A 12,894-nucleotide genomic window follows, 5' to 3' on the forward strand; every position below is an offset into this window, starting at 1 on the left:
ATACACCCTCAATACCCATTAACGATTAATGAGCCATAAAATCATTAGATTAATTATTCTAATTCGATTTTTACACATAATCACCTGAAATCATGAATAAAAACCACATAATGTAACATAAACTAATGACTGTAATTGCACCAAAGTAACAGAGTAGTTAAATATAACAGTGAATATGATGTTTGATTTACGCTTTTTCGGGGTTAAAAATCACGGTGTTTTTGGGCTTTTTAGGTTCGACATAAGCTTGATAACGGCCAGGTTTATGATTAATCGCAATCAACACATTGAGCATTGCGGCGCCCATCACTGACAGTAGGACCACTTCTATCGGGAACATCAACAACGATGAGCTTAAAATAATTGTGTCTATTAATAAGCCAAAATTACCGGCGCGAATTGAATACTTATTTTGTAAATACAACGCCAAAATACCTAAACCGCCTAAGCTTGATTTATGCCTAAACATAATCAGCATCCCTATCCCAATCAACATTCCACCTACCGTCGCAGCAAATACAGGATGGACATTATCGATATGAATAAATAGCGGCATATAATCTGTCATAACAGAAATAATCGATACAGAAATGAAGGTATTGATAGTGAAACGCTTTGACAGCTTGATCCATGCAATATAATAAAATGGCACGTTAACGATAAAAAATAACACACCAAAACTTAACGATGTTAAGTGCATTCCAATCAGTGCCAAACCCGCCGTGCCGCCAGTAATCAGCTGATTACTGCTATAAAGCGTTACGCCTAAAGACACCATTACACCTGCGCAAAACAAAGCCATAATGTCTTCGTAAAAACGGTGTGTTGGAAATTGCATGGTATTTTTATCCTTCTTTAACCAAAGTGTTAATAGCATTAACGCAAAGCTTACGGTTAGTGCTGAGCATAAGCACAACACCTTAAAGGCGCGCAGTTTACAGAAACACTGTAGATTTAACAGTGAATAAAACAAGACAAATGATGAATAACAAGCCAGTGTCGTACACAAAACTTTACACGCGATACGCAGCAGTAAACAAAATGATACGAAAATGTTATTTATCAGGTAATAATCAGTGCAAAACTATGCCTCAACACATAGTTAGGATGTGAATTGCGATATACGCTATGAATGTAAAATTATTTGTCGTGATAGATCAACAACGACTCAATATACCAACCTTGTAAATGACATAATTCAAATAAAGCTAACAATAAACTTGATGAGTTTCATCAATAAAAATGCAGAGCCATATGCTACAAAAAAACTAAAAAAACAACAAGATAAACCAACGCAAAGCCAAGTCTAACAATATCCATTAGCGAGAGTTAAACCCTAAGATGCCAAACTTCAAAGGCTTCTTGGCACAGTTGCTCTCTAAACTTAGGGTGGGCAATATCAATTAGTGCACGGGCACGTTCTCTTAACGATTTAGCGCGTAAATATGCACAACCATACTCGGTAACAATATAGTGAACATGGGCACGAGTAGTCACAACGCCAGCCCCCGGAGAGAGCACAGTCGCAATCCGTGAGACAGTGCCGTTAACAGCAGTACTAGGAAGAGCAATAACAGAGCGACCGCCTTCCGACAGCCCAGCCCCACGAATAAAATCCATTTGCCCGCCTACGCCAGAGTATATTTTTGTGCCTAATGAATCGGCACAAACCTGACCCGATATATCGACTTGTAGCGCAGAATTGATAGACATGACATTGGGATTTTTACGAATAATTGCCGTGTCATTCACTTGTTCAATGTCCATAAAGATCACTGATGGATTGTCATCAACAAAATCGTAAAGACGTTGGCTACCGAGTGCAAAACCGGTCACGGTTTTACCTGGATGTACTTTTTTAAGGCTGTTATTTATCACCCCTAACTCAACGAGATTCAGCACACCGTCTGAAAACAGCTCTGTGTGAACTCCTAAGTTTTTATGCTGTGTTAAGCACGACAACACTGCATCAGGAATGGCACCAATGCCCATTTGTAAGCAGTCACCATCACGCACTAATTGAGCAACATGTTGACCAATTGCTTGGCTGGTTTCATCACTCGAATCAATTAAATGTTGCGGCAATGGCATACTCTGCTCAAAAACTGCAGCCAACTTGTTGTAGTGAATAAATCCATCACCATGAGTGCGGGGCATCATAGGATTGATGTGGGCAATAATTTTTCCCGCCACCTGGCATGCAGCGAGTGTAGCCTCAACCGAAATCCCTAATGAACAAATACCGTGTTTATCAGGCGGCGACACTTGAATAATTGCCGTATCAATTTTTTGCTCGCCTGAGCGAAATAACTTAGGTACCTCAGATAAGAAAATCGGTACATAATCAGCATCACCTTGTTGTAAAAGCTCACGCGTTGGCGCGCCACCAAAAAAGCAACGATGACGGATATGCGGTTTTAAATGTGCGGCACTCAGAGATTCAGCCCGTTCAGTATGCAACTGTAACAAGGTTAACCCCTGCTTTGCGACGGCGTGGTGCGCAAGCGCATCGAGTAAAACCTTTGGCGTAGCTCTATAGAATGAGTCCATAAGGTTTCATAGTTTTCAATTAACGAAACTGCTTCTAACGCACTTTGGCAAATAATGGGTGTCATCGATATAACTCAAGGTAATTAAGCTACTTGTAGTGTAAGGAGGAACATCAAAATTTAATAGTTTTTAGCGCAAAGTCGCAAAGCTAATCACAACAGTTGAGAATGATATCAATCAAATGAATTATTTGAGAGGTCTGCCACAAAGCAGCAAATGATGATTCACCGCAACAAATCTACGTTGTAAGCAATTAGCCAAACAAGTGAGGGGAAAGCAATCGTAATGTCAGTGATGAGTTAGCCAGCACCATAAATACTATTTGATAAAAGTAATAAGTTAGCGCAACTCACAACCTGTGCCTAAATGAGCTTAGACCAGGCTGTCACAAGCGCCACTCAATCAAACTAGCAAGATTTTTTAGTGTTAACGCCAACTGAGAAAATAAAATCCCAGCCCAACCGTGTAGCATAAATTGACGAATATTTTGATGATCGCTGCCCTGAGGTGTGGCAAGCACATCACGATAATGTTGACCAAACAATTGCAATGTTTGCTGCTCGCTCAGTTGTTGTATCTGTCCAAATGCGAACACTTTACAAGAGCCAGAGTTTTGCCCCGCGTCATTTAACTGGTCGCCATTTTTAAATGCACTTGGGGTAAAGTCGTAATTCGCATCAATCAATGCCATCGTATCTTCAAAACGTAACTCATGTGCTCGCTGATTTAATGATTCTAAAAAAGCGTTATATTGCTTGAGTCCATAAAATTTATAACCTTGATAATCTAATACATACATCACCAAACTATACATCAATTTAAGTCCGTAAAGTTAGCACTAACATAACCGTTAAAATGACATATAGCTCAAGCGCCAAGCAGAGCTTCAGCCTCGGTGAGTAAGCTAAATTAAGCTATTTTAAATGTAGCGACTTGTTGCTGCATCGCTTTAGCAAGTGATTGTAAATCATCAACAGAATGAGTGAGCTTTTCAGTTGCTGCGGATGAAGCTTGGGTAATATCATTAATTGTAATAATATTTTTATTTATACTTTCAGCAACATAAGACTGCTCTTCTGCTGCCGTAGCGATTTGAGTATTAAGTTCGTTGATGCTATCAACCGAAGTAACAATATCACTTAACACTGTACCTGCACTGCTTGTTTTATCATTCGCATTGTTTACTAAAACTAAGCCTTCATCCATTGAAGACACAGCCAACACAACACTGTCTTGAAGTTCGCCAATCATAGTATCAATTTGCAGTGTTGATTCTTGGATTCGTTGAGCTAAAGTACGTACCTCATCAGCAACAACCGCAAAACCTCGGCCTTGCTCACCAGCTCTCGCAGCCTCAATAGCAGCATTTAACGCTAACAGGTTAGTTTGTTCAGCAATGCTCTTAATAACGCTTAACACCTGACCAATATTTTGACTCTCTTTAGCGACATGAGAGATGACTTCAGCCGTTTTACTTATTTGATTTGATAATTGTGACATACTGTCAATCGAGTGGTTGACGATATTATTACCGCTCTCTGCATATTCATTAGCTTTCTTGGTTTGTTCTGCTGCAAAATTCGTACTTTGAACAACCTCACTCACTGTTGCTGTCATCTCATTCATTGCCGTAGCGGTTTGTTCTGATTCCTCTTGCTGCTGCAACATTCTATGATTCGTTTCTTCAGTGAAACGTTGCAACTCACCTGACGAGCTATTGATTGTATTGGCTGCATCAGTAATAGATTCAATGATGTTTCTAAGATGTGTAATGACTTCGGTCAAGCTGGTCGAGATCATGCCTAATTCATCATCATTATAAGGTGTAAACACTTGAGTTAAATCTGAATTTTGCTTAATTAGTTGAAGCTTCATTAATATATCTGTTACTGGCCTCATTACACTTCGCAGTATCCATATCGTTAATAAGATGCTGATAACAACGGCACAAAAGGTAAAGAATATAAAGAGCTTAATTGATGAATTATAAATATCTTGGGTTAATAGCCATTCATCACCTGCCACTCTAATTTGTAATGCGACTAACTCAGAAATTTTACCACTAATAGGATCTATGACATTATATAAAGGCATAATATCTTCAGACAACTGACCAGATATTACCCCTGACATATTGTTTAGCTTATTGATTAATAGATCAATCTGCTGATTGGCAGGCGAAAACATTGTATTAGCTTCACTGCTAAGCTGGCTTTCCTCAGGTGTTAACTCTGTAGCTAAATATTTTTCCCAGCGAGTATCAATATTACTTTTGGCACTAATTAATGTTTGGCTTGCTTCTTGAGCTGTAAAATTACCAGCATTTGCTTTGTTAATTGCATCAATGACAGAAACAGCATATTCATCGCCAATTATTTTTAAATCTTCTAATGGAACAACGCGATCGGTATAAATTCTCGCGACTCCACTTTCAATTTTCCCCATCATATTGACTGCAACACCACAAATCATGATAAGGATAACTAATGGAATTAACGTGCTAAAAAGCATTTTTTGTTTGATTTGAAAATTCATCATAAATAGACCGCCAAATAAAAACAATTGATTATAAAGTCCGGTCAATCCTTAGGATGAACTTAGATGGAAACAACATTAAATGAGCGCAATAACATGACTATTAAAATAAGTAAATTACTAACTAAACGTATACTTACTAGCAAGAAACGATCAGAAAAAGTTCTTTAAACTAATAGTCATACACAATTTATATTATGCTTACTTAATATTCAAGCTTACATAAAATTTACATTATATTTTGTAGATTTTTTTTGATAAAAATAACAATTTTAAAATAAATGAGACATATTCCATTGTGATTCTTTAATATATGCTAATCCTGCATTAATAAATTATTTAACGTTTACATGTCATATTTCAAGACAATCAACTCAATCACAAATGGCTCCACTTTGACCAAAATCAGCGTGTCTTGTTCTACATAAGGATTATGCTGGCTTAAATGCGGGCTGCGGATCCAGGTACCAGCAGGATAGCGGCCAAACTCATCAATAAACTCACCGCTTATGACATAAATCTCTTCACCACCAAAATGACGATGCGGTTGAAAGTGTGTACCAGCAGGCCACATTACCAACGCGGTGGATTCTGTGCCATGCTGATGCAATGGCATTACCTTTAATTGACCATGCCCAGGCAGCCATTTGGCGCTATGGGTATCAATGGCCACTTGTTGCGAGTCAGTAGATTGAAACTGATGTAACTTCACTAACAATGTGCAACCTTCAATACTAAACGGTGCATGTTCAAACCCTTCAGGGTTGCGTAAATATGTGCCTGCTGGGTAATCGCCCGTTTCATCTGAAAACACCCCGTCGAGCACTAAAATTTCTTCACCTAGTGGATGAGGGTGTGAGTTAAACTTAGCGCCGGCCTCATATTTAACAATACTGGTTGCATGGCCGCGTTCAGCTTCTTCACGCGCCAAGCGTTTACGTAGCACTCCTACTGCTGGGCTATTTTGCCATTCCATCTCATGAGTGTTGATTACCACTCGCTGGCTAAAATCCATGTTCAACATATTGATGTCTCCAAACTCATTAATGGCAACAGTGTAAAGTGTTAATGCGTGATAAAAAAGTAGGTACTTTTTGGTGCCTAGGGTCTGTTAATCTTTCAAGGTTATTTTTGCAGCAAATTGTTTCCCATTACTCACATTTACAATTGCGCGGCAGAGACTTTGAGGTGTAGTTATTCTACATAAAAAGTCGATAACGCAGTAAAAATGGCCAACAAACGCTGTCCGAAGCGTTTGGCAATAAAAAGCCCAATCAACAAATGTGACAGGGCTTTATTTAAACAGGAGGTTAACGACTAAATACTATTACTTTGAGCTGCTTGGCGCTCCAACTTATACGCTTTTGCAGACGCAGGAATAGGCGTTGTCCGCCCTGTTTCTAGCCATTTTTTTAAGCGAGTTGCATCTGCCATATGAGTATATTTACCAAACGAATCGAGCACCACAAAGGCCACCTTGCGTTTATCCATTTCGGTTAACATCACTAGGCAGTGGCCAGCTTTATTGGTAAAACCCGTCTTAGTTAATGCAATATTCCAATTGTTTTTAAACACTAACTTATTGGTGTTTTGAAAATCTAATGCATATCGCGGTGAAGAAAAGTAAACATGTTTTTTAGTGGTCGAACTCAGCTCACCTAACAACGGATAGGACTGACTCGCCTTAAGTAACAAAATCAGGTCATTGGCACTCGACACATTGCTTGGCGACAAGCCAGTGGGTTCCACATAGTGGGTATTTTTCATCCCTAATGCAGCCGCTTTTTCGTTCATGGCCTTCACAAACATATCAAAGCCACCTGGATAATGGTGCGCTAACGAGGTTGCGGCGCGATTTTCCGATGACATTAACGTCAGTAGCAACATGGTTTTACGCGTCACCTTGCTGCCGATACGCACACGCGAATAGACATTTTGCATCACTGGTGAGTCGGTAATTTTTATCGAGATTTTTTCGTCTAGCGGCAATTTAGCATCCAGTGTCACCATCGCAGCCATTAATTTAGTCACAGAAGCTATCGGCACTGATTGATGTTGGTTAGTGGCATATAAGACTTCGTTAGTGGCTAAATCAACTAACATGGCACTGTTTGATGCTAGCTCTTGTTGAGGCTGCTCTTGAGAAACGGGGGCAGCAAAAGAAACCGCACTAGTCAGTGTGGTTGAACAAAATAAGGCACAGGCAAAAAGAAAACGAAACTTCATCACGCTCACTTGAAAATAGGCTAATAACGATTGAGTATACGACAAAGGTTTAGTTCAACAACAGATAAAATACTACTTTTGGGTAGGTATTTCGCAATTAATTAACGTAGATCAAACGCACAGATTTAGCTTTGCCTAATATTCGTACAATTTAGGTCACTTGCGGTATTCACTGTCAATATGATGCCAAAGTAACAAGCAGCAATAAAGAGTCAAATACCGCTTTTGTTGTCTTCATGTTAAGATGAAAATAATCGTTTAAAAAGAATGATAAAAGAGAGTGTAAATGGACATTAACTTGCGTTTCTTTAGTCGATTGGGTCAATGGGCAACCAATGTATTAGCCCCTAAAAGCCCACTAAAGTCTGAGTCAGATGACGCGCAGCAGGGGCTAATTTCACTCAAAACTATCGCCAATCAATACCCATTGCAAATCGGTCAGGGACAGCTCAACGAAGCCGTGCCCACCAGACCATTTTACTCAAGCGATCGTTTTGTGGGCAGAGAGTCACAGCTTAAGCAAATGGCCAATGTAATCAACTTATGGCGAAATCATCATGGTGAAATCAGTGCTATTGTGCATCTCTGCTGGTTCGGGGTTATCGGCTTTTTTAGGTTATATGCCAACGTTATTGCAACAGATCCAAGCTGACATTGAGCATGAGCCTCCAACAAATGCCAAAGCCCTACCAGACACCTGGTTGATAATGAGTTTTTACCAAGCGCCGTTAAATGCCCTTGCCGCCATCACCAACCTATGCCATTGCTTTAACATTGCCCCACCACACAGTATTTCAGACAGCAGCATTACCGACACCATCTACGCGATTAACCAACAATCGCCGCAGCTGATCATTATTGATGACCTACACAAGTTAATGTTAAGAATGATGGGCAATTACCAGGCACTGATCACCTTTGCCACCATCATTATGGAAACAAGAAAACACCACTGCTGGATTTTAGGTTGTGAAAAATACGCTTGGCAGCGACTCAGTGCCCAATATCAAATCACTCATTTTATTAAACATATCATCAATATTGATTATTTTAATGCCCAAGAGCTTGCTAGTATTCAAACCCAACAATTAGTCGAATTAGGCTTAATCAGTACCGACTACCTTGAACAAAATCCAGTAAAAAAGCCTAATAATCACAGCACAAAAACTCAAGACGACACTAGCGCAACGGATGTAAACCCTTACGATGAACAATTAAAGCAGCTCCACTCCATTAGCCAAGGGCATCCAAAATTAGCGGCGTTATTGTTGCAATATTCACTCACACACCAAGCAGATATAACATCAGACAACAAACATAAAACCGACATTTGTAAAATCAACTCGTCCGCCATTCAAGAGTGCCATGACAATGATTTATTTTCATTAGCTGAAATTTACATCCATGGCGGTTTAAGAGTAGAGCAACACGCCCATATTTTTGCCCAATCCATTGAACAAAGCAGTTTACAATTAGCTTACTTAGCTCGCCACGGCTTAATCATTGCCCAATACTCACAGCAAGATTTTGCTCAGCATTTTTATTTTATTACCCCTACGTTAACAAAAATTATCGCCAGCCATTTGGTCAACAATAACAAGCTGTTTAATTAAACGAGGCGAACATGGACAACTCACGTGAGGCATTACAAGCTTTTTTAGACATCATTTCATTTGATCGCATTTTAAGCATTTTATTGCTGTGCTTAACTGCGTGGCTGTTTTTGGTTCTGGTGCAATTTTGTTTAAACCAACTCAACAACAAACTGCCTAAATACCGCCTAATTTGGAATCGGTCATACCCATTTGTGCGCCTATTTGTGTGGCTGTGTGTGATCATTTATTCCATTGTCGGCATTATTGATCCTCATGAAAACTTAATCTTAGCTGTGGTTGGTTCTATCAGTATTGTGGTGGGCTTAGCCACGCAAGAACCAGCAAAAAATATGATTGCTGGATTTATTATTATGCTTAATCCGCCTTATCGGGTGGGTGACATGGTGACACTGGCAGGCCATTACGGCGAAGTGATAAAACTTGAGTGGAGCGTAACCTGGCTGCGCACCTTTGACGACAATACCGTCATGGTACCCAATGCTGAGGCGCTTAAAACAGCGGTATCGAATGCCAATAGTGGTGCATTAGATGAAATGGTCGTGGTTCAATTTACCATCCCTATGGTTGCCGAACTTCAAAAAGCCATCGCCCTAGCACGCGAGGCCACACAATGCTCGCCTTACACTTTTTTAAATAAACCTATTATTGTCAATCTAAGTAATGACTACTCGTTTGGGCAGTATCAACAAATCATTACCGTTAAAGCTTATGTTATGGATGTAAGGCTCGAAAAAAAGTTTGTCAGTGACATTAATATCAGGGTGTTAAGTGCATTTAAAAAAGCCCATTTTTATGATGAACAACAAACGCCAGCAGCATAATGTGCGCTATAATCGCGCCAATTAAGTTTCACATTTTTAAAAATTAACTATTGGGGATCAGATAATGACACAAGATGAAATGAAAAAAGCCGCAGGCTGGGCTGCACTGCAATATGTCAAAAAAGACACCATCGTCGGTGTTGGCACTGGCTCAACCGTTAATCATTTTATTGATGCATTAGCCACGATAAAAGACGATATCGAAGGTGCGGTATCAAGCTCTGAAGCATCAACAACAAAACTCAAAGAGTTGGGCATTGAAGTATTTGACCTCAATAGTGTTGACGCTATCGATGTGTATGTTGACGGCGCAGATGAAATTAACGACCGCATGGACATGATTAAAGGTGGCGGCGCAGCATTAACTCGCGAGAAAATCGTCGCAGCCGTGGCTAAACAGTTTATCTGCATTGTCGACAACACTAAGCAAGTATCGATTTTAGGTGATTTTCCATTGCCAGTTGAAGTCATCCCAATGGCACGCTCGTATGTGGCGCGCGAGTTAGTTAAGTTAGGCGGCGATCCGGTTTATCGCCAAGGTGTTGTGACCGACAACGGTAACGTGATTTTAGATGTTTACAACATGCAAATTTTAGATCCAAAAGTCATGGAAACTAAAATTAACGCCATCGTGGGTGTAGTAACAAACGGCTTATTTGCAAACCGCGGCGCAGATGTATTACTCGTGGGTACGCCAGAGGGTGTGAATACCGTTACCTTGTAATTACCGCATACTTTCTCATAGCTTCTGCTATTACAGAAAAAATGGCCTCGCAAATTTGCTAGGCCATTTTTTTAACTGCTATAAGCCTTAAATCACCATCGCTTCAAGGCTGTTCACGGTGTCAAAAAATTCTGGCATTCGCTATATATCCACACTGAAGAAAAAACTTTACCTCCATATAAACCTTTTACCGACTTGCACCTGTCAAATAACTACACAATCATAATCGACAGTTTGGAATATTAAGGATGCCGGTATCAATCAGCCCAATTCACAGCCAATAAATCACCTTGCGCAGCTAGACGACAATCAACTTGTCGCCATTGCGACTACCGGGTGTCAGCAGGCCTTTGAACAACTGTATCGCCGGCACCACCAGCGAGTGTACGCCATTTGTTTTCGGCTCAGTGGCCAATCCAGTTTGGCTGACGATATGACCCAGGCATGTTTTATTCGCTTATGGAAAAAGTTGGCGCAATTTAACGGCGATAGCCAATTTACCACCTGGCTGCATCGATTATGTGTTCGCCAAGCTATAAATGATCTCAAGGCACAGCAATCGTTATGGCGACGCTTTTTACCTGCAGAAGATGTCGCCCATCAAGACGTGCCCAGCGTCGAGTTAACCGATCACCATTTGCTCGACAAATGTATCGCCAGATTACCGCAACGAACCCGCATTGTGTTTGTGTTATGTGCCATTGAAGGTTATCAACACAACGAAATAGCAGCACTGCTGAACATTGCCGTCGGCACCAGTAAGGCGCAATATCACAATGCCAAACATTTACTACAGGAGATGCTTGCATGAGCGCTAAAAAGCATGACCTAGACCATTTAATTAACACGTTACCACCTGAGATTGCGCCAACCACTGACTTATGGAATGACATTAAGCCGCATTTAACGCCGCAGAAAACGCATCATAACAGTGTAGTGCGCCCCTTATAGCTATAGCCGCAACATTGGTAGTGTGCTCAATATTATGGTTAACGCAATGGCGCGCCGAACCAGAGCTAATCCAGGTACAAACGGCAAATGTTACCACTGCAACAATCGACACATCGGCATCAGTTGAAGTGGATAATCACTTAATAGAATTAATAAACCAAATTGCCCAAACTCATCAAAGTCAGTTAGAAGGATTTATTCGCAATCAATATACCGTTAGCTGGCAGTTATCAGCAGACAATAAGGAACACATTCAAACCGACATTGCCAAAGCGCTTGCAGAGCTAGAAAGTGCCTCAGTTCAAGTGCAAGCAGCATTAACACAACAGCCTACTAATCAACAACTTTGGCAATTATGGCGATGGATAATGCAGCGTCAAATCACCCTATTACAACAAGGGCAAAAATTGCCTTTTACCCACACACGCCCATCACAAGGAAATACCCTATGAGCAGCATTAAATACGCACTGTTAGCGCCACTAATGGCCATAAGCGCTTTAACGATTGCAGCAGAGCCGGTCGACCAACAGCAAGATGTTGCAGCTAACCCCAACGTGAGTGTCAAAGTACAACGTGGCAATGTTGAATTTATTCGCTGGGACAACAACAGCATCCAAGTTAAAGGCGAACTTGATGAACTAAGCGAAGGCTTTATATTCGATGTAAAAGGCAATACGGTAGTGATTGAAGACAAATTGCCGCGCAGTTATCAAGGGAGTAATAAGCAGGGCTCACAACTGACTATCTATTTACCCACACAGCTGAGTTTGGACGCTGAAGGCGTATCAGCCGACTTTGCCCTGTCTCAGCTCAACGGCCAAATCGCCATCGCATTAGTCAGTGGCAATATTGAAGCCAAACAACTGAGCGGCAGCAACAAGTTGACCACGGTTTCGGGCAACATTAATAGCGAACAATTAAGCGGAAAAATCAAACTTGAAACGGTATCAGGTGACATTGACGACAAGGACAGCAAAGGTGAGGCAGAGTTTAGGTTAGTCAGTGGAGAACTTGATACTCAAAGCGACTTTACTCAGGTGAGTATTGATCAGGTTTCTGGTGATATTGAGGCGACCTTAAGCCAAATAAACCAAATTAATATGGTTACCATCAGCGGCGATGCTAACCTAAACCTCGGCGCGCAGCTCAGTAAAGGCCACCTTGAAACCATTAGTGGCGATTTAACCATGGCATTTAGTGCAGCACCTAATCTAAATTTTATGATAGACGGTGGCCCAGGTGGCAAAATTAATAATCAATTAACTGACGATAAACCGATTAAACAAAAGTACTCATCCAGCCAAAGTTTGCAATTTAAAAGCTTGTCTGGTGATGGTCAGGTCAATATCAACACCATTAGTGGCCGCATTAGCGTGAAGTAATACCATTACATCCGTTGATTAATATTCATTCAGTAAAATGCCCAGTGATATCGCTATCGCTGGGCATCGTTACTTGATACTAATATC

At 40.6% G+C, this 12,894-nt stretch carries 13 protein-coding genes and 1 pseudogene; 8 read left to right on the top strand and 6 right to left on the bottom strand.

Annotation, left to right across the window (positions count from 1 at the left end):
- Nucleotides 1-187 precede the first annotated feature (187 nt).
- The 6 genes and pseudogenes from N4T56_RS14800 to pbpG form a co-directional block, all read right to left on the bottom strand.
- The gene (locus N4T56_RS14800) at nt 188-838 is read right to left on the bottom strand and encodes a YitT family protein (RefSeq protein ID WP_261733759.1); all 651 of its coding nucleotides are present in this window, start codon (nt 836-838) and stop codon (nt 188-190) included.
- A 491-nt stretch (nt 839-1,329) separates the two neighbouring features.
- A pseudogene (locus N4T56_RS14805) lies at nt 1,330-2,615 on the bottom strand (acetyl-CoA hydrolase/transferase family protein).
- 320 nt (nt 2,616-2,935) lie between these two features.
- Nucleotides 2,936-3,364, bottom strand: coding sequence for a HopJ type III effector protein (locus N4T56_RS14810; protein WP_390904125.1), 429 nt, complete (start codon nt 3,362-3,364; stop codon nt 2,936-2,938).
- 95 nt (nt 3,365-3,459) lie between these two features.
- Nucleotides 3,460-5,088: a methyl-accepting chemotaxis protein gene (locus tag N4T56_RS14815; protein ID WP_261733761.1), complete on the bottom strand. Its 1,629-nt coding sequence runs from the start codon at nt 5,086-5,088 to the stop codon at nt 3,460-3,462.
- A gap of 343 nt (nt 5,089-5,431) precedes the next feature.
- Nucleotides 5,432-6,109 (bottom strand): cupin domain-containing protein, encoded by a 678-nt coding sequence (locus N4T56_RS14820; RefSeq protein WP_261733762.1) that lies wholly within the window; start codon nt 6,107-6,109, stop codon nt 5,432-5,434.
- A gap of 293 nt (nt 6,110-6,402) precedes the next feature.
- Entirely contained in the window at nt 6,403-7,311 is a 909-nt protein-coding gene (gene pbpG / locus N4T56_RS14825; protein ID WP_261733763.1) for a D-alanyl-D-alanine endopeptidase, read from the bottom strand.
- A gap of 286 nt (nt 7,312-7,597) precedes the next feature.
- Between pbpG and N4T56_RS14830 the strand changes: the two genes are divergently transcribed.
- From N4T56_RS14830 to N4T56_RS14865, 8 genes are all read left to right on the top strand, one after another.
- Nucleotides 7,598-7,963 (top strand): hypothetical protein, encoded by a 366-nt coding sequence (locus N4T56_RS14830; protein ID WP_261733764.1) that lies wholly within the window; start codon nt 7,598-7,600, stop codon nt 7,961-7,963.
- Complete coding sequence (locus tag N4T56_RS14835) at nt 7,869-8,924, top strand: hypothetical protein (RefSeq protein WP_261733765.1); 1,056 nt, start codon at nt 7,869-7,871, stop codon at nt 8,922-8,924. The genes N4T56_RS14830 and N4T56_RS14835 overlap by 95 nt, the downstream gene beginning before the upstream one ends.
- Before the next feature lie 11 nt (nt 8,925-8,935).
- The gene (locus N4T56_RS14840) at nt 8,936-9,748 is read left to right on the top strand and encodes a mechanosensitive ion channel family protein (RefSeq protein WP_261733766.1); all 813 of its coding nucleotides are present in this window, start codon (nt 8,936-8,938) and stop codon (nt 9,746-9,748) included.
- Between the two features lie 64 nt (nt 9,749-9,812).
- Entirely contained in the window at nt 9,813-10,472 is a 660-nt protein-coding gene (rpiA, locus tag N4T56_RS14845; RefSeq protein ID WP_261733767.1) for a ribose-5-phosphate isomerase RpiA, read from the top strand.
- A gap of 256 nt (nt 10,473-10,728) precedes the next feature.
- Nucleotides 10,729-11,283 (top strand): RNA polymerase sigma factor, encoded by a 555-nt coding sequence (locus tag N4T56_RS14850; protein ID WP_223420015.1) that lies wholly within the window; start codon nt 10,729-10,731, stop codon nt 11,281-11,283.
- Nucleotides 11,280-11,423, top strand: coding sequence for a hypothetical protein (locus N4T56_RS14855; RefSeq protein WP_261733768.1), 144 nt, complete (start codon nt 11,280-11,282; stop codon nt 11,421-11,423). The genes N4T56_RS14850 and N4T56_RS14855 overlap by 4 nt, the downstream gene beginning before the upstream one ends.
- A gap of 20 nt (nt 11,424-11,443) precedes the next feature.
- Nucleotides 11,444-11,875 (top strand): hypothetical protein, encoded by a 432-nt coding sequence (locus N4T56_RS14860; RefSeq protein ID WP_261733769.1) that lies wholly within the window; start codon nt 11,444-11,446, stop codon nt 11,873-11,875.
- Nucleotides 11,872-12,807: a DUF4097 family beta strand repeat-containing protein gene (locus N4T56_RS14865; protein WP_261733770.1), complete on the top strand. Its 936-nt coding sequence runs from the start codon at nt 11,872-11,874 to the stop codon at nt 12,805-12,807. Before N4T56_RS14860 ends, N4T56_RS14865 begins: the two co-directional genes overlap by 4 nt.
- Nucleotides 12,808-12,894: the final 87 nt, after the last annotated feature.

The organism is Shewanella phaeophyticola, from assembly GCF_025398315.1.
Lineage (GTDB): Bacteria > Pseudomonadota > Gammaproteobacteria > Enterobacterales > Shewanellaceae > Shewanella > Shewanella phaeophyticola.

What these genes read in the sequence shown, in the direction of transcription:
- N4T56_RS14800 (WP_261733759.1), bottom strand. Translation starts at nt 838, where the DNA reads ATGCAATTTCCAACACACCGTTTTTACGAAGACATTATGGCTTTGTTT.
- N4T56_RS14810 (WP_390904125.1), bottom strand. Translation starts at nt 3,364, where the DNA reads ATGTATAGTTTGGTGATGTATGTATTAGATTATCAAGGTTATAAATTT.
- N4T56_RS14815 (WP_261733761.1), bottom strand. Translation starts at nt 5,088, where the DNA reads ATGATGAATTTTCAAATCAAACAAAAAATGCTTTTTAGCACGTTAATT.
- N4T56_RS14820 (WP_261733762.1), bottom strand. Translation starts at nt 6,109, where the DNA reads ATGTTGAACATGGATTTTAGCCAGCGAGTGGTAATCAACACTCATGAG.
- pbpG (WP_261733763.1), bottom strand. Translation starts at nt 7,311, where the DNA reads ATGAAGTTTCGTTTTCTTTTTGCCTGTGCCTTATTTTGTTCAACCACA.
- N4T56_RS14830 (WP_261733764.1), top strand. Translation starts at nt 7,598, where the DNA reads ATGGACATTAACTTGCGTTTCTTTAGTCGATTGGGTCAATGGGCAACC.
- N4T56_RS14835 (WP_261733765.1), top strand. Translation starts at nt 7,869, where the DNA reads ATGGTGAAATCAGTGCTATTGTGCATCTCTGCTGGTTCGGGGTTATCG.
- N4T56_RS14840 (WP_261733766.1), top strand. Translation starts at nt 8,936, where the DNA reads ATGGACAACTCACGTGAGGCATTACAAGCTTTTTTAGACATCATTTCA.
- rpiA (WP_261733767.1), top strand. Translation starts at nt 9,813, where the DNA reads ATGACACAAGATGAAATGAAAAAAGCCGCAGGCTGGGCTGCACTGCAA.
- N4T56_RS14855 (WP_261733768.1), top strand. Translation starts at nt 11,280, where the DNA reads ATGAGCGCTAAAAAGCATGACCTAGACCATTTAATTAACACGTTACCA.
- N4T56_RS14865 (WP_261733770.1), top strand. Translation starts at nt 11,872, where the DNA reads ATGAGCAGCATTAAATACGCACTGTTAGCGCCACTAATGGCCATAAGC.